A 23,023-nucleotide genomic window follows, 5' to 3' on the forward strand; every position below is an offset into this window, starting at 1 on the left:
TTCACACGAGATTGATCGGTGTTACAAAAATGTAAACGCTTGTTTGATTTTTTGGTTGAGCAGGCTTAATCTGGTCAGACCATGATAATAACAATGGATGTTAAGTGATGTCTGCCATGTACCCAAACCTATTAAAGCCACTGGATCTCGGTTTCACACAATTACGAAACCGAGTTCTGATGGGATCAATGCACACGGGCTTAGAAGAGCACAAAGAAGGATTACAGAAGCTCGCTGCTTTTTATGAAGAACGCGCGAAAGGCGGTGTCGGACTGATTGTAACCGGAGGTTTTTCTCCTAACTTACGCGGTCGTTTACACCCGTTGAGTGCTGAATTCAGCAAGCCAAAACATGCTAAAGCCCATAAAGTTGTGACAGAAGCGGTGCACAAGCACGGTGGTAAAATTGCGTTGCAAATTCTCCATGCTGGGCGTTATGCAATGCATCCATTCTCGCAAAGTGCATCTGGCATTAAAGCGCCGATTGCAAAGTTTGCTCCGAGTGAAATGAGCGACCGCCAGATAAAGAAAACCATCGACGCGTTTGCTAATAGTGCGGAGTTAGCACACCTTGCTGGTTATGATGGCGTCGAGTTAATGGGCTCGGAAGGTTACTTGATAAACCAATTCTTATGTAAACGTACTAATATGCGTTACGACGAATGGGGTGGCAGCTATAAAAAACGTATGCGTTTTCCGCTAGAAATTGTTAAAGCGGTACGCAAGGCGGTGGGTGACAAGTTCATCATCATCTTCCGTCTTTCTATGCTGGATCTTGTCGAGCAGGGCAGCACTTTTGAAGACGTTATCGAATTGGCGAAAGCACTTGAAGAGGCTGGCGTCACGATTATTAATACGGGTATCGGTTGGCATGAGGCTCGAATTCCGACAATTGCGACTCAAGTACCACGCGGTGCGTTTACATGGGTTACGGAAAAAGTTAAACCTCACGTTTCGGTTCCTATTATCACTTGCAACCGTATAAATACGCCAGATGAAGCAGAACGCATTTTATCTTCAGGTCATGCCGACATGGTTTCGATGGCGCGCCCATTCTTGGCCGATCCTTACTTTGTTGCTAAAGCCGAACAGGAAAAAGCGCAGCTTATTAATACGTGTATTGGTTGTAATCAGGCGTGTCTAGATAACGTGTTTAAAGGTAAGCGCGCCAGTTGCTTAGTGAACCCTTTAGCGTGCTATGAAACCGAAATTGTTGTTGAACCAGCCTTTAAGAAGAAAAACATTGCAGTTGTTGGTGCAGGCCCTGCGGGCTTGGCTTGTGCTACCACACTGGCTGAACGTGGTCATAAGGTTGATTTGTTCGAAAAGAACGACCGCATCGGTGGTCAGTTCCGTCTTGCGATGCAGATCCCTGGTAAGGAAGAGTTTCGAGAGACGATACGATATTTCGCTAACCGTATTGATGAAACAGGCGTGAATCTGCACTTATCGACGGAAGCGAACTATGACTTACTCACAGAATACGATGAGATAGTGATGGCATCGGGTGTTGAGCCACGTAAAGTCAATATTGATGGAATTGATAACCCAGAGAAAGTCGTCGACTATCAAACTCTCATTCGAGACAAAACGCCAGTCGGTGAGAAAGTGGCTATCGTTGGTGCTGGTGGCATTGGCGTAGATGTCGCGACCATGCTCACAGAGCCAGTTGGACAAACGTTGGATGACTGGTTGCATGAATGGGGAATCGACAAGGAGATGTCTCAGCCGGGTGGTTTATACCCTTACCCTGATGCGGTTAGCGATAAAGAAGTCTGGGTACTTCAGCGTCGTAAAGGTCGTGTGGGTAAAGGTCCGGGTAAAACGACAGGTTGGATCCATAAACGTACCCTTGAAAAACGGGGCGTACATTTAGTCGGCGGCGTGTCTTACGATAAAATTGATGATCAAGGTTTGCACATTCATGTAGACGGAAGCGCGCAGGTACTTAATGCAGACAAAGTTATCATTTGTGCTGGGCAAGAGTCTGTACGTCCGTTTGAAGATAAATGGTCTGAACTTGGAGAGAAGATTCATATCATTGGCGGAGCTGACCATGCGGGTGAACTTGATGCTGTGCGTGCGATTCGTCAAGGTGTTAAATTGGCGGTAAAACTCTAGCCTTTTAATGTGTGTTTACCATAAAAGCTGCGCTTTGAGCGCAGCTTTTTTGTATAGAACTAGTCACTGATATCTGGCAGTTGTTTGGCCATTACCACGCCAGCAAAAGTAATAAAAGAGAACACTAACACCACAGCTGAAAGGCTCAAGAAGTTCGACATAACACCAAGAGAGCTCATTAGAAGCAGCATTATCCCAACCACTGTGTTACTCACGGCTACATAGCTCGTCCGTTTGTCACCTTCTGCGATATCAACTAAATAGGTTTTTCGTCCGACTCGTATTCCGTCGTGGGCAATACAAACACAAAAGTAAAGCAGAGGAATCACGAATAGGAAGCTTTGGCTAGCGGTGACCCATGTATCGTAAACAAATAACACAACACCAAGTAGCGCGCTCATCATTGCGCCTATGACCATCACACTGCGGCTAGAGCGATCGGACATTCTTCCCCAGAAAGGACCTGACACAAAGGAGGCTAAGCCACTCGCAAACATAAAGAGAGCTAGCACCCAGAGCTGTCCACCCAGAGATTGCTGTGCCAGCACAACGTAGTACGGTGCACTCAGCGCAGAACATAAAAATAGTGTCCGCGTGATAACGAATCGACGAAAGGTCACGTCTGTCTTAAGTAACGCGAGTTGTTTAAATGCTTCGAGGACGCCATTTCGACCACCGTCTACCTCACCGGCATACTCATTAATTCGCGCATAGACTAATGCCGCGATGAGCCATATGACGCCCGCTAAGCCTAAACTCAGACCGTAAAAGCGCTCTGTCGGCTCTACGTCCCATAACCAGGCTAGTGCCAGAAGGCTAGCGAAAAGCAGCGTAACCAGGCCAGCAGCGCTTGAAGACCAGCCGTTGACTTGACCTCGTTGGTTTTTAGGGATGGTTTTGCCCAATACATCTTTTGATGCGACGGAATTTAAACCGCGTGAGAGGCTGAAGATCACAAGACATGCAATCACACCATAACCCGCAGCTGCTCCTGTTAGAGTTAATGCGACCAATCCGATTGCAAATATGGAAAGAGCCTGCAAGATGCTGCCAATTACCCAGACCCATTTTCTTACTGGAATGCGTCGGATGTAGTGCGCGATGCTAAGTTGTGGGATAAGGGATCCTGACTCACGAATAGGAACCAGCCAACCAATTAAATAAACCGGTGCCCCGAGACTTTGTAGTATCCACGGCAACGTCACTTTAGGGTTGATTAACGCATCGCCGACCTTCGTTAAAAACTGAGCGAGAATGATTTTAAGAAAGTTGCCGGGAACTTGATGACAAGCTGATTCAGGAATCGCCTTACAGGCACGGGCATCTTCGTCATTAACGATCTTTTCGTAAATGCTGTTTTGTTTGTCCTTGTTCATCAACCTGCCTATGTTCAACTTATTCATTTCGCGAATAAATTAACATTAAACCCAGATTGATGTTAAGTGAAGCACGTTATCAAGCCCACAGAAAACCGGTTGTTATTCGCAGGAGCAGATTGTGCTAAAGTGGCGTAAACAAAATAACAACGATATTCAATAAGGATTCTTTCATGGACGCTCTCGATCTTTTGCTCAATCGCCGATCTATCGCGAAGTTATCCGCGCCTGCTCCAGAAGGTAAAGCACTTGAGAACATCATTCGTGCTGGCCTTCGTGCGCCTGACCATGCGGGATTAACCCCTTGGCGTTTCGTTATCGCACAGGGCGATGGTTTGAAAAAACTGTCAGATATATTGGTAAAAGCGGCAGAAGCTGAAAATAGTGATGAAGCGGTGGTCGAAAAGGTAAAGAATGCCCCATTTCGCGCACCAATGGTGATCACGGTGATTGCTAAAGTAACAGAACATGAGAAAGTACCAGCACTAGAGCAACACTTATCTGCGGGATGCGCTGTACAAGCGATGCAAATGGCAGCCGTAGCGCAAGGCTTTCAAGGGTTTTGGCGCTCAGGTAAGTGGATGTTCCATCCAGAAGTTCATCAAGCATTTGGTTTAGAGGGTGACGATGAGATTGTTGGTTTCTTGTACTTAGGCACGCCTGGTTGTACACCGATGAAAGTTCCTGAGCGTGACCTTTCTCAGTTTGTTGAATTCCTATAACTAAAAACTTAAATAAACTGACTGTTTATTTATACAGTTTTTCTTGATTTATTAGGGCTACATTCGATAATGTGGCCCTAATTATATTTATTTCCAAAACGTTATGTCTCGTCTGTTTATTGCTGAAAAACCAAGTTTAGGCCGTGCGATTGCCGCTGCACTGCCAAACCCTCAAAAGAAAGATCAAGGATTCATCCGCTGTGGGAACGGGGATATCGTTACTTGGTGTATCGGCCACTTACTCGAACAGGTCGAACCCGACGCTTACGATGAGCGTTACAAAAAGTGGAATATGGCAGATTTACCAATTGTTCCGCAGCAATGGCAGCTCAGACCGAGGAAAAGTGCAAGTAAGCAATTAACAGTGATTCGTAAATTGCTCAAAGAAGCTAAAGAAGTCATTCATGCAGGAGACCCAGATCGAGAGGGTCAGCTGTTAGTTGATGAAGTTCTGGACTATTGCAAGTTATCTAAAACCAAGAAGGAATCTACACAGCGTTTGTTGATTTCCGACTTGAACTTACCTGCGGTTAAACGTGCTCTCAGTTCTATGCGCAGTAATCGCGAGTTTATCCCACTTTCAGTTTCAGCATTGGCCCGCTCTCGGGCTGATTGGCTGTATGGTATGAACATGTCTCGTGCTTATACCTTGCTTGGTCAAAAAGCAGGGTATCAAGGTGTTCTCTCGGTAGGGCGAGTGCAAACGCCAGTTCTTGGCTTAGTGGTGCGTCGTGATGAAGAAATCGAAAATTTTGTCCCGAAGGACTATTTTACCCTACATGCTCTGATCCCATATCAAGATGCCAATGGTACTTTTGATATTCGTGCTCGTTGGAAGCCAAGTGAGGCATGCAAGCCTTGGCAGGACGAAGAAGGTCGAGTATTAAACCGTAAGTTGGTGGAAAATGTTGCAAACCGTATTGCAAATCAACCCGCAAAAGTGACAGAGTCGGAACAAAAGCAAACCAAGCAATCAGCACCATTACCCTATTCGTTATCTGCTTTACAGATCGATGCCGCGAAGCGCTATGGTATGAGTGCGCAACAAGTACTAGATACTTGTCAGGCATTGTATGAAAAGCACAAGCTGATCACTTACCCGCGTTCAGATTGTCGCTATTTACCGATGGAACACTACTCACAAGCAGGGACGGTGACAACTGCTATTGCGAATAACGCAAAAGAGTTGCAAGTTGCCGTTCAGGGAGCAGACTTAACATTAAAGTCCAAAGCCTGGAACGATAAAAAAGTGGATGCGCACCATGCGATTATCCCTACACCGAAGCAAGCTAATGTGAATGCGCTTTCCGGCAATGAGATGAAAGTGTATCAATTGATTGCGCGCCAGTACCTCATGCAGTTCTATCCGGCGGCGGTTTACGCAGAAGCGAAATTGGTTTTCGATATCGCTGGTGGTACGTTTGTCGCGAAAGGTCGTCAGTTAGTTTCGCCGGGTTGGAAAGCGCTAATGGGCAAAACTGACAAGGAAGATGAAGGTATTGATGCCGTGCCACCGCTACCCGAAGGCACCGTGTTAACTTGTCGTGAAGGGGAAATAAAAGACCGAAAAACCGAGCCACCAAAGCATTTTACCGAAGCATCGCTGTTGCAAGCGATGACCGGGATCGCCCGTTACGTTGCGGATAAAGAACTGAAAAAAATCCTTCGTGACACTGATGGGCTAGGCACGGAAGCGACTCGCGCTGGTATTTTGGACACGCTGTTCAAACGCCAACTGCTTACGCGTCAAGGTAAGTCAATTCTCAGTTCTCCTGCGGGAAGAGGTCTCATTCATGCCTTGCCAGAAGATTCAACATACCCTGATATGACGGCTCATTGGGAGCACCAGTTACAAGGTATGGCAGAGAGAAATCAAGCATATCAGCCGTTCATGCAAGCACTGGAACAACGCATTGATAGCTTGATGGCACAAGTAAAAGCAGGCCCTATCCCTGATTCATTACGTCATTTACCCAAGGTGGAACGTCCTGCGTTTAAACGTAAAAAGCGCAGTTATTCAAAGAATGGTGGCGCGACTAAATCTCGTGCAACCAAAGGTAAGCAGGCATAGGACAAGCGCGGTGTAATTAAACACCGCGCATGCTTGAAAATAGATTACTCGAACAGGTCACCGTGGTTTTGGATCGCGCCTCTTACTTCACCTTGAGTTAACACGCGTTTGTCCAGTACCTCTTTCACCTGGTTGCCCAAGTCAACTAATGTATCTCGATTCGCTTGAGTTTGGCGTTTACCAGCACTTCTCAAGCAGTAATTTAGTTCGTGCTCTTCGCTAAAATTAACCAAATCCCTATCTGCTGCCATCGTGCTTTCTCCTTATTTGTTCTACTTTTTCCTAAGTCTGGATTGGATGTAGATAAATTCAAGTTAGATTGCGCGAATTATGCTGGTGGATCACTGATGAACATTATGTTTGCCAACCAAGTCACGATTATGAAGCCTAGCTTTGATGGTATTTGGTTTAGTGATGGCTGTGTCTTAATGCTGCTACCAAGGTAACTCAGTACCATCGTAGTTAATAAATCGACCTGAAAGCTGCGGTGTGCTCAGTTCTATCACGTTCGCTAGGCCTAGCGCGGAGGTTTGCGTATCTATCAAAGCATTTGGCCCGCCCATCGCCGTTTTTACCCAACCAGGGTGAAGCGCTAAAACGGTAAATCCTTCAGGTGTTAAATCATTACTTAAGCTTTTCACAACCGAGTTAAGCGCCGCTTTCGATGAGCGATAAATATAGCCGGCGCCGGACGTATTTTCGGTCATACTGCCGACTTTTGATGAGATACAAGCAATCTTTTTCATCTTGCCTTGTTGTAAGCGAGGGTAACAGTACTCAACCAGTTTTAACGGAGCAATGGTGTTTACTTCGAAGACTTTACGCCATGCTTCTACGTCAGTATTTCCAAAGCCATATCCCTTGGGGCCGTAATATCCTGCATTATTGATGAGTAAGTCGATGGCAGGGAGTTTATCGGCAAGCTTAGCGACTTGTTCGTAGTGCGTGACATCCAGTTCGTGCAAAACTAGATTGCTGAATTGTGAGGCTAGAGTTTGTAGTTCTGAACTGTTCTCTAAGGAACGGCTAGTAGCATGCACTTGGTGGCCTTGCTTCAGGTACAGCTCAGTTAAGCTAAGGCCAATGCCGCGATTTGCTCCGGTAATAAAGACGGTTTGACTCATACAAACACCTATGTTTTTTTGATTTCAGTTGAAAGTCATTGTGTTAGTTAAGCACAATAAAATCAACCAACCACCACGCACCAACAACAAGAGATGAAAATAGGGACAGGGCACAAAGAGAGCCAAATAGTGCGCCGAGAATAGCAAAGAAAGTAGAATTCATATGTATATTAAATTTAATTGATATTGAAAATCATTATCAATTAAATTGCGTTTTATTCAACCCTTTAAGTTGATACTATTTCGTTACCATTGTTATTAAGAATTTCTCATGCTGCCATTTATCTACCACCCGATTTATTCTCAACTTGAGTTGCCAGAGGGGCATCGTTACCCAATTATGAAATACCAGTACCTCTATGAATCGGTATTGGTGCATATGGAGAAAGATAACTGGAAAGAGCACACGCAGTTTTTCCAGCCCGAAGCATTAACTGTTGGGGAAGTAAAACGTGTTCATGACGAGGAATACGTCGAGTTACTTGTTAGTGGAAACATGCCAGCTGCGAAGATGCGCCGAATAGGTTTTCCTTGGAGTGAGTCTCTCATTACCAGAACGCTAACTTCAGCAGCGGGCACGGCTCTGACCGCAAAAAAGGCACTTGAGTACGGTGTGGCCATTCATTTGAGTGGTGGGTATCACCACGCACACAAAGAGTTTGGCAGTGGTTTTTGTTTATTTAATGACTTAGTGATCGCGGCCAGGCAAGCGCTCGAAGTCGAGCATGTCGATAAAGTATTGATCATTGATAGTGATGTTCACCATGGGGATGGAACAGCAACTTTATGTGACGATGAGCCAGATATCATCACGCTTTCTTTCCACTGTGATAAAAACTTCCCAGCGAGGAAGCCTCAGTCTGACCTCGATGTGCCTTTGGTGCGAGGAACAGGTGATGAGGATTTTTTAATGGCGTTTAAAGAAGTGGTCGATATGGCACTTAATCTTCATCGCCCTGATTTAGTTATCTACGATGCTGGTGTCGATATACATCAGGACGATGAGCTTGGATATTTTGATGTGTCGACTCAAGGGATTTTAGAACGTGATAGATTTTTAATGCACACAGTGAAATCTCGAGGTATCCCTGTCGCAGCTGTCGTTGGAGGTGGATATCGAACGAATCATGCTGACCTCGTCCCAATCCACTTGCAGCTTATCAATGCCGCTAAAGAAGCCTTTATTGATGAGTAGATACAACGAGACGTAAATATCAAATTGATTCAACACAGGAACGAACGAAAAGGGCATTAATTTTTTGTGGGTTCTTTCTGAGTGTGGCGGAGTGCTTAGTTGCGTTCAAGAAGTGATAAGTGATTTGTACAAATCTTTTTAAGTCTGGAGATGCGAAAAAGCCCGCTAATTTCTTAGCGGGCTTTTTCTAAAAGTGGCGGAGAGATAGGGATTTGAACCCTAGATACGCTATTAACGTATGCCGGTTTTCAAGACCGGTGCTTTCAACCACTCAGCCATCTCTCCGTTGTTGAGGCGCATAATATAAGGCTTTGAAAATGTTGTAAACCCCTAGTTGAACTGATTGGATGTTTACTGCGCAAATTTGTGGTTTGTGTTGTTTAAATAAACAAAAACTCCCCAAAAAGGGGAGTTTGAATAGTATATGGATTGCTAGGTATTAATCGTTTTTAGAATAAAAACGCTGTAACTCAGTTAAACCTTGCATCAAAACTGGCAACTTCGGTGCATCATCTCTAAGTCGTTTGTAGTTTTTGTCATACAGCTTGTAGTTGCCAAACTTATCGATCACTGTGGTTTGCGAGCTAGTAATTAAGGCAAGCTCGCGAGTATCGCCCGCCAAGATCCAGCGACGACGACTTTCATCGAATAGGTTGCGACCACTACTGTAATCATATGGGTTGGAAGATACGCCGAGCATATCTTGCAACAGTGTAACTGAGAGGTCCAAGTGACTTGTGCTGTGATTAAATTCGCCAGCTAGCATTCCAGGCCAATGGATCACCATCGGAACTTGTAATTGATAACGGCTGTAGTTGCTGTTTGCTCCCCAGCTGTTCGTGTTGGTTTCGTTAAATTCACTACCGTGATTAGAAGTGATGATTACGATGGTGTTTGTCAGTTGTCCCGTCGTTTCTAGTTCATCAATAATACCTGCGATAGTTCTATCCGCCGACTTCACTGCATATTCATAAGCTTTTTTGAATCGCTCACTTGCGGGCATTTCTTCGTCATTATTTGAAGGAATCGATTCAAAATTATCAACGGTGGTGACTTCGATGTAACTAAACCATGGCTGACTTGCTTTCTCTGCTAACCATGTATTCCAGTTTGCGATAGATTGTTTATCGGTATGAGCTTGCGTGCCATTTAGGTCTTCCGCTAAGTTCAAGTCGCGGAAAATAATTTCTGAGTAGAGATCATCTTCAAACCCACTGCCACTGAATAAACCAAAGTTGTAGCCCTGATCTTTCAGTACATCGAGCAATACTGGGGAAGCACCTTGCGCCTTGATGCTTGATGCATAACTGGTCGGTAAGCCATAGAACAAACCAAAGGCCCCGTATGTATCATTACTTGAGCTGTAATGATTACGGAAGTTCTGATTGTTTTCAGCAAACTCATAGAGGTTAGGCATCTCTTCTTGGTTCAGCGCATCCGCTCGTAAATTGTTTATGCTGATCATCAACACATTGAGCTTATTAACTCGGCGGTTAAACTCAAGCTTTTCAAGAGGGTAGTTGACTAACTCTACGTTGCCTTCGTTTTCTGCTAAACGTTTTAGGTATTCCTCACGGTCAAGTAGACCATGTTTTTCCATAAAACTCTTCGCCGTCATCGGGTAAGACAAAGGGAAGTTTGAACGCTGGCTAGTAATTGGGTTGTAAAAATACGCATCTGCCCAAATGTAAACCAAATGGCTGGTCATAAAGCTGAGGAAAAAGACGGCCGCGAGAGGGCGTCCTACGTGCTTATGAGATAGTTTGCGCTGTTTTCGCCATACCCATTCGGATAGTGCGAGTTGAATAAGGAAGATCAGCGGCATCACAACAAATAAATGTTGTAGGTCAGTGCTGAGCGCACTTTTGTCTTCGCTGAATAGTAACTCCCAGACAACGGGAGTTAAGTGCAAATTGATCGACTGATACGCTTGGGTATCAATTAATAATATGGTTTGCCCAACGGTTGCGAAAATCACTGCCACCAAACGGAACAATTTCCGCGATGGCAGGATAAACGTCAACGGGAATAGAACAAGCAAGTAAAGTGCGAAAACTAGAAAGCCAAAGTGACCAACCCAAGAAACCGCCAGATAAAACTGACCAAGTAACGTCTCGGGCCAAGGAGACTGAACAATGTAGCGTGTGCCTATCAACATCGATGCAACGATATTGAAGAATGCAAACCAGTGACCCCAACCAACTAGTCGAGATACACGTTCGCCGTATGAGTTTCCGCTGTCTACCATGTATGTGTTCTATTGTCCGTGATTAGTGTGTTTTTGGTGTTTCTAAAGAAGACATCAGCGCCTGAGCAAATTTTTCAGCAATCGCTTTGCGTTGTGAAGCAGCAACACGTTGATTTAAGACATTGGTTGCGATATTTCCGGCAATCATTAGCGTCAACTCAGGAGAAGCAGCGTGTTTTTCAAGAACTGTTGCTACTTCAGCAAGAATTTTTTCTACTTGCTCGTCAGTATATTTAGATGTAATCGGCATAAAGACTCTAATAATGATAGTAAAAGCGGCTTATGATAACCTACAATGCCCATCAACTAAAACCTTGTAGCAAGATAAAATCACTATGAGTCTTCATCTTTCAAACGTTATTCTGCATCAACTGTGCAAAAACGATCAGGACGAGCTGGTTGTAAACTTTCGTCCAGCATCATTAGAGAACGATGCATCTACAGAAAACTTAGTCGCTGAGCTTCACCGAGTATTCCATTCTAAAGCTGGTAAAGGTTTTGGCGCTTTCCAGTCAGACAGCGAATTTCAATTTTGGCTTCAAGAAATGCGCAAAGGAGAGCGAGATTTTTACGACTTCTCACAAATTAGTGCAAATCGCTTGAAAGAAGAGTTGATTAAGTACCCATTTGCGGATGAAGGTATCTTGGTTTTCGCTGAGTATCAGAGTTTAGCAACGGACTACTTGTTCATCGGTATCTTACCAATGAATCAAAGTTTAAAAGTGACCGAAGGTTTGGACATCAGTGCGACAGATTACTTAGATATCACCAAAATGGATATTGCCGCACGCATCGACCTGTCGAGCTACGAGACCGACAAGGAATCCAATCGTTATCTGCAATACATTAAAGGACGCGTTGGCCGTAAAGTGGCGGACTTCTTCCTAGATTTTCTGCAAGCGGATATTGGCTTAGATACTAAACAACAAAACTTAGTGTTGATGCAGGCGGTGGATGATTTTTGTGCTGACTCGAAGCTAGAAAAGCAAGAAGTGAACGAGTACAAGAAACAAGTTTACGACTACTGCAATGAGCAAATTAAATCCGGTGATGAAGTTCAAATCTCAGAACTTTCCGGAGAGCTTCCTCAAAGCCAAGATGGCACGAGCTTTATGGATTTCACCAAAGAGCAAGGGTACGAACTTGAAGAGTCTTTCCCAGGTGATCGTGCGACGGTTCGCAAACTGACTAAATTTGTTGGAGCTGGTGGTGGTTTGAATATTAGCTTCGATAGTCTCTTACTTGGCGAGCGTATTTTTTATGATCCAGAGACGGATACCTTAACGATTAAAGGGACGCCTCCAAATCTAAAAGATCAGTTAAGTCGCAATTAAAATCATATCGTTAAATAAAGAGAGCAAACGGCTCTCTTTTTTTATGTGAATAAGAAACATCCATAGTATATGCTTGTAATTAATGGAGATATGCGAGGGTCAAGTGTTGCTGAAGCTAAAAGAAGGAATACGGCGGTTTGTTTGGTTCTGGTTCGTTTTGTGGAGTGTTTTAGCACTTGGCATTTGGCTGCAAGCCAAACAAACGATTCAAACGATTTCGACTGTAAATGAGTTAGGAAGTAAAGTTGAAGAAGTCAGGCACTTTTTTAACTTCGATCTGCCTTACCGTGTTAAACACGTCGACCAAATTTCACTGAAACTTCAGTTGGCTTATGCAGTTCGCTTACAGCTTGAAAGTGAGTTTTCTGAAGGGAAAATCACACCAGACATCACTCAATTGCTTTATACGACCGACCGATTTTTAGAAAGTGCTCGAGCTTTTGTAAGAAGTGACAGTGAATTGGTTTCGTTAGCTGAACAGTTACGAAGCAGCCGTGCTCGAACAGAAAACTCTGAGCAAATTCAGGCAATGTACTATCGCTTAGGTGCGCTTGTTTTTGAGTCTGTCTTTAGTGACTCTGCAACGAATAGCGATACTTACCGTGACTTAGACCGACTTTTTATTGAATCAGAGGCACTCTCTCCCGAAGAGCGAAGTGCTCTTCAGCGCCAGCTTGCTCAAACCTCAAGCGCACTATCTGCTCAGGCACAGGGCAGTTATTTATCTAATCAACTGCTTAATCCAGATTTCCCGAACCAGTTAACTTCGATAAATGATCAGTTGGAACAGAAGCTAATGACTTTTATTGTTTGGCTGTCTGTAATCAGTGGTTTGCTCCTTTTCCTCATTTCATGGGGAGCCTTCTCCCCAAAAACGATTCAACCGATACCACTACCCAGAACCGATGATAAAAAGTCAGAGCAAGTTGGCGATGATGAAAATGGAGCTAACACTGTTCCCTCAGCTCAGTCAGAAAATTTTCAAAACGTCCAAATGAACGAAAAAAGTTGTAATGAGGTGAATTCATCACAAGTGGGAGTAGTGGAACGTGAGCCGTACATAGATATCAATAAAATGTTAGATTCTCTGTCTGGTGACGAGGGCGCTGTGCGGATGTTACTGGAGGTCTTTATTCAGGACCACTCTGGCGATGGCACTAAAATGTATCAGCTGTTAGAAGAGGATAAAGAGCAAGCGCAAAGAGCCGCACACAGTCTTAAAGGGGTCTCAGGGAGTTTAGGTGCAATGCCATTGCACTGTATTTCGGGTGATATTGAACTGTTGATTAAACAAGGGCAAAAAGTGCCGGAAGAGAAGTTGGCATGTTTAGATGATGTCCTAAAACAAACCATACTTTTTGCTAATAATGTTCTCAATAGTGAAAAGATAACAGAAGCGCTAACAGATTGATATTGCTCTGACTTAATGTCATAAGAGTTGAGGTAATAAAGGCTCGAACTATATGACTTAGTTCGCTTTATTCCTGTTCTATACAATTTGTTAAAGGTGTTTTCATGTCCGTTCGCCGAATGTCTTCAATGATGTTGATAGGGCTGGTTATGATGCTTTCAGGGTGCTCCCTGCTCGAAGTCAAGATCGAGAGTCAAACCGTCCCTCTTACCAAACAAGAGCTCAATATGCGTCTTTTGACTCGTGAGTATGCGCAGCAGTTTTTTGCTCAGGTTGAGCAAGCAGCAGATGCACTACACGAACAATATGATCCTCATGATAAAGTTCATCAATCTTATATTTTACTTTGGAAGATAAATGCTGAAGAAGGCATCCAAGCTTCTGCGTATCAAGTGTCCCCAATGGCTGCACTGATTGATACATGGACTTTCACGCTACAAATGGAACAGTTCTTTACTACCGCTTCTGGTAATGAGCTCTTTGCGTCTGATGAGGCCAAGTTAGTTTCCGTTTATTTAGCGAAAGAGGTAGATAAACTGGCTCAATCTTTATTGAAGAAAGAAGCATACATCAAGACACAAACGTTTGTTGCAGAGTTCGCCAAGCAGCATCCATTCGCTGATTTAAGCATGATTAGGACTCCGGCTTACCGTGGGTGGTTAGATGCAAACCAAATTAGCGAAGAGGAAGCCGTTACAACGCTAGGCACGATGCCAGAAGCACTTGGGGATGTCTCTGAACGTCTAAGTCTGGTATCAGAACAGACACCAAAAATTATGACGTGGAAAGCGCAGTTGTTGGCCTTGAATAGCTCTGCCAGTATCGAAAAAGTCAATGCGGCGCTCAATAGTTTGCAAGTTACCGCTGATTCGATGAGGGATTTTATCGATAACAACCCAGAGTACATGCGTTATTTGGCAGAACAAATGGCGCTGGAGTTACAACCTTTGGTTGACGATATCGATCAAAGGACGGAGGCGCGTTTATCTCAGTTGGGTGAAGAACGCCAAGCTATAGAGCTGATGGTTGCCAGAGAACGTCAAGAAATCGCACAGATCATTACCCATGAGCGCGAGAAGTTTGCTCAAGATATGGATCGAGTGTCGCAAGAGGTTGTGAATCTCGCAATGACTAAGCTGATTGAACTTGTCAAAAGTACCATCATCTACTTTATTCTGTTCATTGCCGTTATATTCTTTGCACCGCTTGGCTTGGGCTATTGGTTTGGGAAGCGTGCAGCCGTGAAAACGCCAGTCAAACAAAGCTAACGATTTGTTTTGGAAATAAAAAAAGAGCGCTTTAAAGTGCTCTTTTTTAGTATTGAATTCGGAAGGGAGGTTCTTCCTATCTCTACGAAGTTAAGCGGTTTGCTGCTTTAATTCGCCTTCAGCTTCTTCAACTGCTTCTGCTGTTGGTTCGCACTTATCAACAAACCAACCCATGTAAGAAGTGAAGATCGTTACGATGATACATACAAAACTCAGCCACATGAACGGGGCATAAGACAGTGTAGCAACACCCAAAATACTGGCCATGTAGATACCGTTGTCACTCCAAGGGACCATACCTGAGGTTAGCGTGCCGCCAAATTCTGCGTTACGAGACAAATTCTTACGTTTGTAGCCTAGACGGTCATAGTTCTTCGCACAGATTTTTGGGGTCAGAATAAGTGAAACGTACATCGCTGAACCAAATACGTTGCCCATAAAGGCCGTACCAATTGTGCTTGTTGCCAATGAACCTGCACTTTGAACGCGTTTTTCAAACAGCTTCGCGATAGTCTCTAGCACGCCTACTTTATCTAGTAGACCGCCAAAACCAAGGCCGAATACGATAACCGCTACCGATCCAAGCATTGAAGACATGCCGCCACGGTTAAGGATTGAGTCAATGAAATCTACGCCAGATGAGATTGCAAACGGAGCCCAAGCCGTGTTGAACGCGGTTAGGAAATCGACATCTTGGATCATCACTGCCCAAATAATACCTAGCAGAGAACCAAAACTGATCACTGGGAATGAAGGCATACGCATCGCTAGAAGTGACAATACGATGATCACAGGAACAAATGAGTAAGGGGTGATGTAGAACTGCTGTTCCATCGCTTTAATGACAGAGTCTACCTGGCTCATGTCAACTTGACCTGCGTAGTGGAAGCCAAATGCAGTAAACATAATGCCTGTAATAATGTAGCTAATGAGTGCTATCGGCAACATACCTTTAATATGTTCCATCACTTCAACGTTAGACATAGATGAAGCAAGGATTACTGAATCCGATAGAGGCGACATTTTGTCACCAAAGTAACAGCCTGAAAGTACGGCACCTGCAGTGATTGGCGCAGGAACACCAAGACCTTGACCGATACCCATCATTGCAATACCTGCCGTGCCAGCCGCACCCCAAGATGTGCCAGTCGCTAGCGCAGTCAATGAACAGATGATCATGGTCGCCAGCAAAAAGATGGAAGGGTGGATTGCTTTAAGGCCGTAGTAAATAATGGTTGGAACAATACCACCAGAGATCCAAGTACCTACAAGCGCGCCAACGGCCAAAAGGATTAAAACGGCTCCAAGTCCATTGGAAATGCCATTTAGTGCTGCTTTTTCCAGATCTTTATACTGATGGCCAAGCTTTATGCCCAATATCATGACAATGAACCAACCGATGTATAGCGCTAGCTGAATCGGTAGGTCTAGCTTGGCTGTGAACGAAAATGCCAGCAGGAGAAATAAACCGAGCGAGATAAATACCTGTATCAAGCTTGGTAGGCGTGGTGTAACTTGCTTCATATGTGCCTCTGTCAATCTTGGAGCAATAGAGGAAGGCGCTCCTTGTTGTAATCGCGCATAACATACATTAACAAAAATTATATTTCGAACATTTGGTGTTTTATCTTGATGTTCGTCGGTAAAAACGTTTGCTTGTGAAATTAACTGTTAGTTTGTTTTAACTTTTTTGGTTTTAAATGTTGTGTAATGTGAAATTATTGTGCTTCATGTGTTATTTTCTCATTGAGTGGTAAGACCAATTAGGGGGCTAAAGTGCTTTCCCTACTTGAAAAATGGTTAAAACCGCAAACCAAACACTAAAAAATCTCGTGTAACCCGGTTTTTCAGAGGAAAAGGTTAAAAAACGCGCTTATTTACAAAATAGGGGTTGAGATTTTGCTGTGAAAAATTAACTATGGGGTAGGTTTTTTAATACATGGAGAGTTAATACGATGAGAGTTGGTTTAGTTGGTTGGCGCGGTATGGTTGGTTCAGTCCTTATGCAGCGTATGGTTGAAGAGAAAGACTTCGACCTAATCGAACCAGTATTCTACAGTACTTCTCAAGTTGGTATTCCTGCTCCTAACTTAGGAAAAGACGCAGGCTTACTGCAAGACGCGTATGATATTGAAAGCTTAAAACAGCTTGATGCGGTAATCACCTGTCAAGGTGGTAGCTACACAGAAAAAGTTTTCCCTGCACTTCGTCAGGCTGGTTGGAAAGGCTACTGGATTGATGCGGCCTCTACGCTACGTATGGCTGAAGATTCGATCATCACACTTGATCCAGTGAACTTAAAGCAAATCCAACAAGGCATCCACGGTGGCACGAACACATTTGTCGGTGGTAACTGTACGGTTAGTTTAATGCTAATGGGGCTAGGTGGTCTATTTGAGAAAGGCCTTGTTGAGTGGACAAGCGCAATGACTTACCAAGCCGCATCTGGTGCTGGTGCGCAAAATATGCGTGAATTGATCTCGCAAATGGGCGTTATCAATGACTCTGTTAGCTCTGAACTTGCAAACCCATCAAGCTCTATCCTAGATATCGATAAGAAAGTCGCGGATACAATGCGCAGCGGCTCTTTCCCTACCGATAAATTCGGTGTGCCACTAGCTGGTTCGTTGATCCCATGGATCGATGTGAAGCGCGATAATGGTCAGAGTAAAGAAGAGTGGAAAGCGGGCGCCGAGGCGAATAAAATTTTGGGTTCTCAAAGTTCACCTGTCCCAATTGACGGTACTTGTGTGCGTATTGGCGCGATGCGTTGTCACTCTCAAGCACTTACTATCAAGCTTAAACAAAATGTACCAATGGACGAAATCGAAGAAATCATCGCCACTCATAACGATTGGGTGAAAGTGATTCCTAACGACCGTGACATCACTGCTCAAGAGCTAACACCGGCAAAAGTTACGGGCACAATGTCTGTACCAGTGGGTCGTCTACGTAAGATGGCAATGGGTGATGATTTCCTAAATGCTTTCACTGTTGGTGACCAACTGCTTTGGGGTGCTGCGGAGCCATTGCGTCGTACTCTGAGAATTATTCTGTCTGAGAAAGCATAATCACATCAATCCTTTATTTGATGACAAAATAAAAGAGCTCCGTAGGGAGCTCTTTTTTCATGCGTCGTCTTCCGTTCGGACGACTCTTTTGTCTGGATCGGCCAGTTCACTACCACAATGTTTACAGTAAATTGCGTCAGAGTCGTGCCCTGCGTGGGAGCAGTTTGGGCATTTCACCAATACTTTGTGCGATTGCATCTCTTGGTGCAGTTCGGCAGTGAAAATACCTGTAGGTACCGCCAAAATGGAATAACCCAGTAACATGGTGAGTGATGCAAGCCCTTTACCTAGGTCTGTTTGAGGGACCAAGTCACCATACCCAACCGTTGTGATGGTCACGATCGCCCAATAAATACTCTTAGGAATGCTAGTAAATCCGTTTTCAGGTCCTTCAATGATAAAAATCAACGAGCCGAAAATCGTTACCATAATGGCGACGGAACTAAAGAAGATAAAAATCTTTCTGCGCGCCATAAGCAGTGAACGTAAGAGGATATTGGACTCTTGGAGGTATCGGACTAACTTGAGTATGCGGAATATTCGCATCACTCGCAGCGCCCTGATCACACCCATAAACGAAGCGGATGGGAAGAAGAGTGCTAAATAAGTGGGCAAAATCGCAAGTAAATCGACGACACCATAAAAACTCTTTGCGTAGGCGGCAGGTTTAGGAGAGCAATAAAGCCTTAGAAGGTATTCAATCGTGAATAGGCCAGTAAATGTGTATTCAATAAACTTCAGCTCTTTTTCCCACTCGGCCCGAACGGAGGGTATCGAATCTAACACCAGTACGATTAACGAGCTGATGATCGCGATAATGAGAGCAATATCGAACGTTTTACCAGCTTTGGTATGAGTACCAAAAATGGTGACATATAGAGTATGTTTAAGAGAGTCAGTCGTCATGACAAAGCGATCCATTGTTGAATCGCTCTATCATACAATTTTATAGAAACTCAGGCTAATCCTGGAAATAAGTTGCGTAAGCCATTCGCAATAAACTCTATGCCAAGCGCGCCCAATATCAAACCCATGATACGAGTAATGACGTTGATTCCAGTTTGACCTAAAAATCGTACGATCAATGGGGCAGAGCGGAACAATAGCCATGAACAAAGGCAGAACAAACCAATCGTAATACTAATGCCCACGGTATCGAACATGCTTGGGTAGCGTGCACCATAAACAATAGTCGAACTGATTGCACCAGGCCCTGCCATTAAAGGCATTGCAAGAGGGACCACACCAATCTGTTCACGACTGACGTATTCCGTTTTCTCTTGTTTGTTCTGCTTATCTTCCCCCAGTTTACCGCTCATCATCGAGAATGCGATGCTAAGTAATAGCAACCCGCCAGCGACACGAAACGAATCCAGAGAAATACTGAACATGTCTAACAGTAACTGACCAGCAAAAAGCGAAATGATCAGGATGATCGCAACAGCCACATTTGCTGTTGTTGCCGTATTGCGCTTTTCGTCTGGTGTCATATGCCCGGTTAGTGACACAAACACAGGCATGATACCAACAGGGTTTACTGCGGCGACCAAACCGAGAAAAAACTGCAAGAAGATAGCAAGTTCAAAAGTTTGCATGTTGCGTACTCATCAAAGTTCACATTAGTGAAAAGGAGAAGGGGTAATTTGGGCGTAATGTAAGGCAAAAGTTAGGTTGTAAGAAATGAAAAAAACTAACGCATTCCCTGCCATTTAAGTGAGAAAAACTAATTCTTTAATAAACTGTATCTAATCTGGAAAGGAAATGTTACGTATAAAGTTGCTGATAAATTGCGCTGTTTTACATAAACGTTAACATTCGCACACTTTTGATAAAAACCAAGGTGGTTTGTAGAGAGATGTATTCGGTTCGATATACTCTCAGTAGCACAAAGAATTGGGCCTACATGTAATTTTGTTGGTCAAAAATGAAACTTTTTTACAGGTTGTTGTAGTTTCTTTTATTTATTTGTCCATTTGCTTCTTTTTTACTCAATAAAAAATGAAAGTTAATTTATTTGTTTATCAGTGATTTATGTCATTTTGGTGTGATGAGGCACCACTTTGGTAGTATTTAGGTGGTGAGAACTGATCCAAGTCAATTTTTTTCACACTCTGAAATATTATACTCAGTCCTGAAAGCAATTTACTAAGACGTTTGTTTTCTAAGTGACTGATAAACAGTAAAAACGATAAGTAATAGCCTTAGTAAAAAGTTTTTAATATTTGTTAATTTTAGGAGATTCCCTATGCCTGTAACTAATATGGCTGAACTAGATGCAATGGTTGCTCGCGTTAAGAAAGCGCAAGAAGAGTTCGCTACTTACTCTCAAGAGCAAGTAGATAAAATCTTTCGTGCAGCATCGCTTGCAGCTAACCAGGCCCGTATCCCGCTAGCTCAACAAGCGGTAGAAGAATCTGGTATGGGTATTGTTGAAGATAAAGTAATCAAGAACCACTTCGCTTCTGAGTTTATCTACAACAAATACAAAGACGAACAAACGTGTGGCATCTTAGAAGAGGATGACAACCTAGGTACTATGACTATCGCTGAGCCTGTAGGCATCATCTGCGGTATCGTACCAACGACTAACCCAACTTCTACAGCGATCTTCAAATCTCTAATCTCTTTGAAGACTCGTAACGGTATCATCTTCTCACCACACCCACGTGCGAAAAACTCAACTAACGATGCAGCTAAACTCGTTCTAGATGCAGCAGTAGCAGCAGGCGCACCAAAAGACATCATCGGTTGGATCGACCAGCCTTCTGTTGAGCTTTCAAACGCTCTAATGAAACACGATGACATCGCTCTTATCCTTGCAACTGGTGGTCCAGGCATGGTTAAAGCCGCTTACTCTTCTGGTAAGCCAGCAATCGGTGTAGGTGCAGGTAACGTTCCTGTTGTTATCGATGAAACAGCAGACATCAAACGTGCTGTTGCTTCTATCCTTATGTCTAAGACTTTCGACAACGGTGTAGTATGTGCTTCTGAGCAGGCTGCAATCGTAGTTGACGAAGTCTACGACGAAGTGAAAGAGCGTTTTGCTTCTCACAAAGCTTACGTACTAAGCAAAGCAGAAGCAGAAAAAGTTCGTAAAGTTCTTCTTATCGATGGCGCGCTAAACGCGAAAATCGTAGGTCAGCCAGCACATGCAATCGCTGAAATGGCGGGTGTTAAGGTTCCTGCAGATACTAAAGTACTTGTTGGTGAAGGTCTGGGTAAAGTTTCTTACGATGACGCATTTGCTCACGAGAAACTATCTCCAACACTAGGTCTATTCCGTGCTGACAACTTCGAAGACGCGGTTGCTCAAGCGGTAACTATGGTTGAGATCGGTGGTATCGGCCACACATCTGGTCTTTACACTAACCAAGATACTAACGCTGACCGTATCCGTTACTTCGGTGACAAGATGAAGACAGCTCGTATCCTAATCAACATCCCGACTACTCACGGTGGTATCGGTGACTTGTACAACTTCAACGTTGCGCCATCTCTAACGCTAGGTTGTGGTTCTTGGGGTGGTAACTCTATCTCTGAGAACGTAGGTCCTAAACACCTAATCAACAAGAAAACTGTAGCGAAGCGAGCTGAAAACATGTTGTGGCATAAACTACCTAAGTCAATCTACTTCCGTCGTGGTAGCCTTCCAATCGCGCTGGGCGACCTAGAAGGTAAGAAACGTGCATTCCTAGTAACTGACCGTTTCCTATTCAACAACGGTTATGCAGATGATGTAGTAAGCCTACTTAAAGCTCAAGGCATGGAAGTTCAAACATTCTTCGATGTTGAAGCTGACCCAACACTATCTGTAGTAGAAAAAGGTGCAGCTCAAATGGCTAGCTACCAACCTGACGTTATCCTAGCGCTAGGCGGTGGTTCACCAATGGATGCTGCGAAAATCATGTGGGTAATGTACGAGCACCCAGAAACTCACTTTGAAGAACTCGCAATGCGCTTTATGGACATCCGTAAACGTATCTACAAGTTCCCTAAAATGGGTAAAAAAGCTGAGCTTGTATGTATCACTACAACTTCAGGTACTGGTTCAGAAGTTACTCCATTCGCGGTTGTTACTGACGACAAGACTGGTGCTAAATACCCACTAGCTGACTACGAAATCACGCCAAACATGGCAATCGTTGATGCGAACCTAGTAATGAACATGCCTAAGTCTCTAACAGCATTTGGTGGTTACGATGCAGTAACTCACGCTCTAGAAGCTTACGTTTCTGTTCTTGCTAACGAATACTCAGATGGCCAAGCTCTTCAAGCACTTAAGATGCTAAAAGAGTACCTACCATCAAGCTATGCGAACGGTGCAAATGACCCAATCGCTCGTGAGAAAGTACACAACGCAGCTACTATCGCTGGTGTTGCATTTGCGAACGCATTCCTAGGTGTTTGTCACTCAATGGCTCACAAACTGGGTGCTGAGTTCCACTTGCCACACGGCCTAGCTAACGCACTACTTATCTCTAACGTGGTACGTTACAACGCGAACGACAATCCAACTAAACAAACTGCGTTCTCTCAATACGACCGTCCACAAGCACGTCGTCGTTACGCTGAAGTTGCTGACCACCTAGGCCTAAGCCAAGAAGGTGACCGCACTGCTCAGAAGATTGAACGTCTACTAGCATGGTTGGATGAGCTAAAAGTTAACCTAGACATCCCAATGTCTATCCAAGCGGCTGGTGTTGCTGAGTCTGATTTCATTGCGAAACTGGATGAGCTAGCAGTAGAAGCGTTCGATGACCAATGTACTGGTGCGAACCCACGTTACCCTCTAATCAGCGAACTTAAAGATGTGTTGATGGCTTCTTACTACGGTAAAGCATTTGTTGAAGGCGAAACTTTCGAAGGTACAACTGTTATCAAGAAGAAAGCAGACCAAGAAGCAGCAAAAGCAGCACCTAAAGCAAAGAAAGAAAAAGCTGACGCGTAATTAAAAAATCGAGTGAGCAAGGTTTTCGCTAGCACGGAACCTTAATCGGGAAAAGGTTAAAGCCCCAGTCAAATGACTGGGGCTTTTTTTATTTTGGTGCAGGAGTTACATCTGGCTCGGGAAAACAGAGTTGCT

Annotated in this window: 17 protein-coding genes and 1 tRNA gene; 9 read left to right on the plus strand and 9 right to left on the minus strand. The window is 44.0% G+C overall.

Annotated features, from left to right (window positions below; genetic code table 11):
* Positions 1–107 precede the first annotated feature (107 nt).
* Entirely contained in the window at positions 108–2,120 is a 2,013-nt protein-coding gene (locus R7Z49_RS09650; protein ID WP_256913645.1) for an NADPH-dependent 2,4-dienoyl-CoA reductase, read from the plus strand.
* Between the two features lie 59 nt (positions 2,121–2,179).
* Here R7Z49_RS09650 and R7Z49_RS09655 read toward each other — a convergent pair whose 3' ends face one another.
* Positions 2,180–3,496, minus strand: coding sequence for an MFS transporter (locus R7Z49_RS09655; protein ID WP_054701571.1), 1,317 nt, complete (start codon positions 3,494–3,496; stop codon positions 2,180–2,182).
* Positions 3,497–3,669: 173 nt separating this feature from the next.
* On the opposite strand from R7Z49_RS09655, the gene R7Z49_RS09660 reads away from it, so the two are divergent.
* The gene (locus R7Z49_RS09660) at positions 3,670–4,218 is read left to right on the plus strand and encodes an NAD(P)H nitroreductase (protein ID WP_005380711.1); all 549 of its coding nucleotides are present in this window, start codon (positions 3,670–3,672) and stop codon (positions 4,216–4,218) included.
* Positions 4,219–4,321: 103 nt separating this feature from the next.
* On the plus strand, positions 4,322–6,289 hold the full coding sequence (locus R7Z49_RS09665; protein ID WP_253657324.1) for a DNA topoisomerase III: 1,968 nt from the start codon (positions 4,322–4,324) through the stop codon (positions 6,287–6,289).
* Between the two features lie 44 nt (positions 6,290–6,333).
* On the opposite strand, the gene R7Z49_RS09670 is transcribed toward R7Z49_RS09665, so the two are convergent.
* Together R7Z49_RS09670 and R7Z49_RS09675 are read right to left on the minus strand one after the other, a co-directional pair.
* Positions 6,334–6,540, minus strand: coding sequence for a hypothetical protein (locus R7Z49_RS09670; RefSeq protein ID WP_005380717.1), 207 nt, complete (start codon positions 6,538–6,540; stop codon positions 6,334–6,336).
* 183 nt (positions 6,541–6,723) lie between these two features.
* Positions 6,724–7,413 (minus strand): SDR family oxidoreductase, encoded by a 690-nt coding sequence (locus R7Z49_RS09675; RefSeq protein WP_186584765.1) that lies wholly within the window; start codon positions 7,411–7,413, stop codon positions 6,724–6,726.
* Positions 7,414–7,684: 271 nt separating this feature from the next.
* On the opposite strand from R7Z49_RS09675, the gene R7Z49_RS09680 reads away from it, so the two are divergent.
* Positions 7,685–8,608: a histone deacetylase gene (locus R7Z49_RS09680; protein WP_054577627.1), complete on the plus strand. Its 924-nt coding sequence runs from the start codon at positions 7,685–7,687 to the stop codon at positions 8,606–8,608.
* Between the two features lie 194 nt (positions 8,609–8,802).
* Here R7Z49_RS09680 and R7Z49_RS09685 read toward each other — a convergent pair.
* From R7Z49_RS09685 to R7Z49_RS09695, 3 genes are all read right to left on the minus strand, one after another.
* Positions 8,803–8,893 (minus strand) — tRNA-Ser (locus R7Z49_RS09685).
* Between the two features lie 154 nt (positions 8,894–9,047).
* On the minus strand, positions 9,048–10,856 hold the full coding sequence (locus R7Z49_RS09690; RefSeq protein ID WP_054577628.1) for a DUF3413 domain-containing protein: 1,809 nt from the start codon (positions 10,854–10,856) through the stop codon (positions 9,048–9,050).
* A gap of 22 nt (positions 10,857–10,878) precedes the next feature.
* Positions 10,879–11,106 carry a YejL family protein gene (locus tag R7Z49_RS09695; RefSeq protein ID WP_005380722.1) on the minus strand — a complete coding sequence of 76 codons (228 nt, stop codon included), beginning with the start codon at positions 11,104–11,106 and terminating at the stop codon, positions 10,879–10,881.
* Between the two features lie 85 nt (positions 11,107–11,191).
* Between R7Z49_RS09695 and yejK the strand changes: the two genes are divergently transcribed.
* From yejK to R7Z49_RS09710, 3 genes are all read left to right on the plus strand, one after another.
* Positions 11,192–12,190: a nucleoid-associated protein YejK gene (gene yejK, locus R7Z49_RS09700; protein WP_005380723.1), complete on the plus strand. Its 999-nt coding sequence runs from the start codon at positions 11,192–11,194 to the stop codon at positions 12,188–12,190.
* Positions 12,191–12,272: 82 nt separating this feature from the next.
* Positions 12,273–13,601: an Hpt domain-containing protein gene (locus R7Z49_RS09705; protein WP_054577629.1), complete on the plus strand. Its 1,329-nt coding sequence runs from the start codon at positions 12,273–12,275 to the stop codon at positions 13,599–13,601.
* A gap of 104 nt (positions 13,602–13,705) precedes the next feature.
* On the plus strand, positions 13,706–14,869 hold the full coding sequence (locus tag R7Z49_RS09710; RefSeq protein ID WP_047103468.1) for a hypothetical protein: 1,164 nt from the start codon (positions 13,706–13,708) through the stop codon (positions 14,867–14,869).
* A gap of 90 nt (positions 14,870–14,959) precedes the next feature.
* On the opposite strand, the gene nhaC is transcribed toward R7Z49_RS09710, so the two are convergent.
* Positions 14,960–16,393, minus strand: coding sequence for a Na+/H+ antiporter NhaC (gene nhaC, locus R7Z49_RS09715; RefSeq protein WP_005380726.1), 1,434 nt, complete (start codon positions 16,391–16,393; stop codon positions 14,960–14,962).
* A gap of 431 nt (positions 16,394–16,824) precedes the next feature.
* Here nhaC and asd point away from each other — a divergent pair, with 431 nt between their 5' ends.
* On the plus strand, positions 16,825–17,940 hold the full coding sequence (gene asd, locus R7Z49_RS09720) for an aspartate-semialdehyde dehydrogenase (protein ID WP_005380727.1): 1,116 nt from the start codon (positions 16,825–16,827) through the stop codon (positions 17,938–17,940).
* Between the two features lie 57 nt (positions 17,941–17,997).
* Here the strand turns inward: asd and R7Z49_RS09725 are convergent, their stop codons facing one another.
* Together R7Z49_RS09725 and R7Z49_RS09730 are read right to left on the minus strand one after the other, a co-directional pair.
* Positions 17,998–18,861 carry an ion transporter gene (locus R7Z49_RS09725; RefSeq protein WP_005380728.1) on the minus strand — a complete coding sequence of 288 codons (864 nt, stop codon included), beginning with the start codon at positions 18,859–18,861 and terminating at the stop codon, positions 17,998–18,000.
* A 35-nt stretch (positions 18,862–18,896) separates the two neighbouring features.
* Positions 18,897–19,535, minus strand: a complete 639-nt coding sequence (locus tag R7Z49_RS09730; protein ID WP_005380729.1) for a YchE family NAAT transporter — start codon at positions 19,533–19,535, stop codon at positions 18,897–18,899.
* Positions 19,536–20,185: 650 nt separating this feature from the next.
* Between R7Z49_RS09730 and adhE the strand changes: the two genes are divergently transcribed.
* On the plus strand, positions 20,186–22,888 hold the full coding sequence (adhE, locus tag R7Z49_RS09735; protein WP_258494086.1) for a bifunctional acetaldehyde-CoA/alcohol dehydrogenase: 2,703 nt from the start codon (positions 20,186–20,188) through the stop codon (positions 22,886–22,888).
* Positions 22,889–23,023: the final 135 nt, after the last annotated feature.

It is taken from the genome of Vibrio sp. 1562 (assembly GCF_033340155.1).
Taxonomy (GTDB): domain Bacteria; phylum Pseudomonadota; class Gammaproteobacteria; order Enterobacterales; family Vibrionaceae; genus Vibrio; species Vibrio alginolyticus.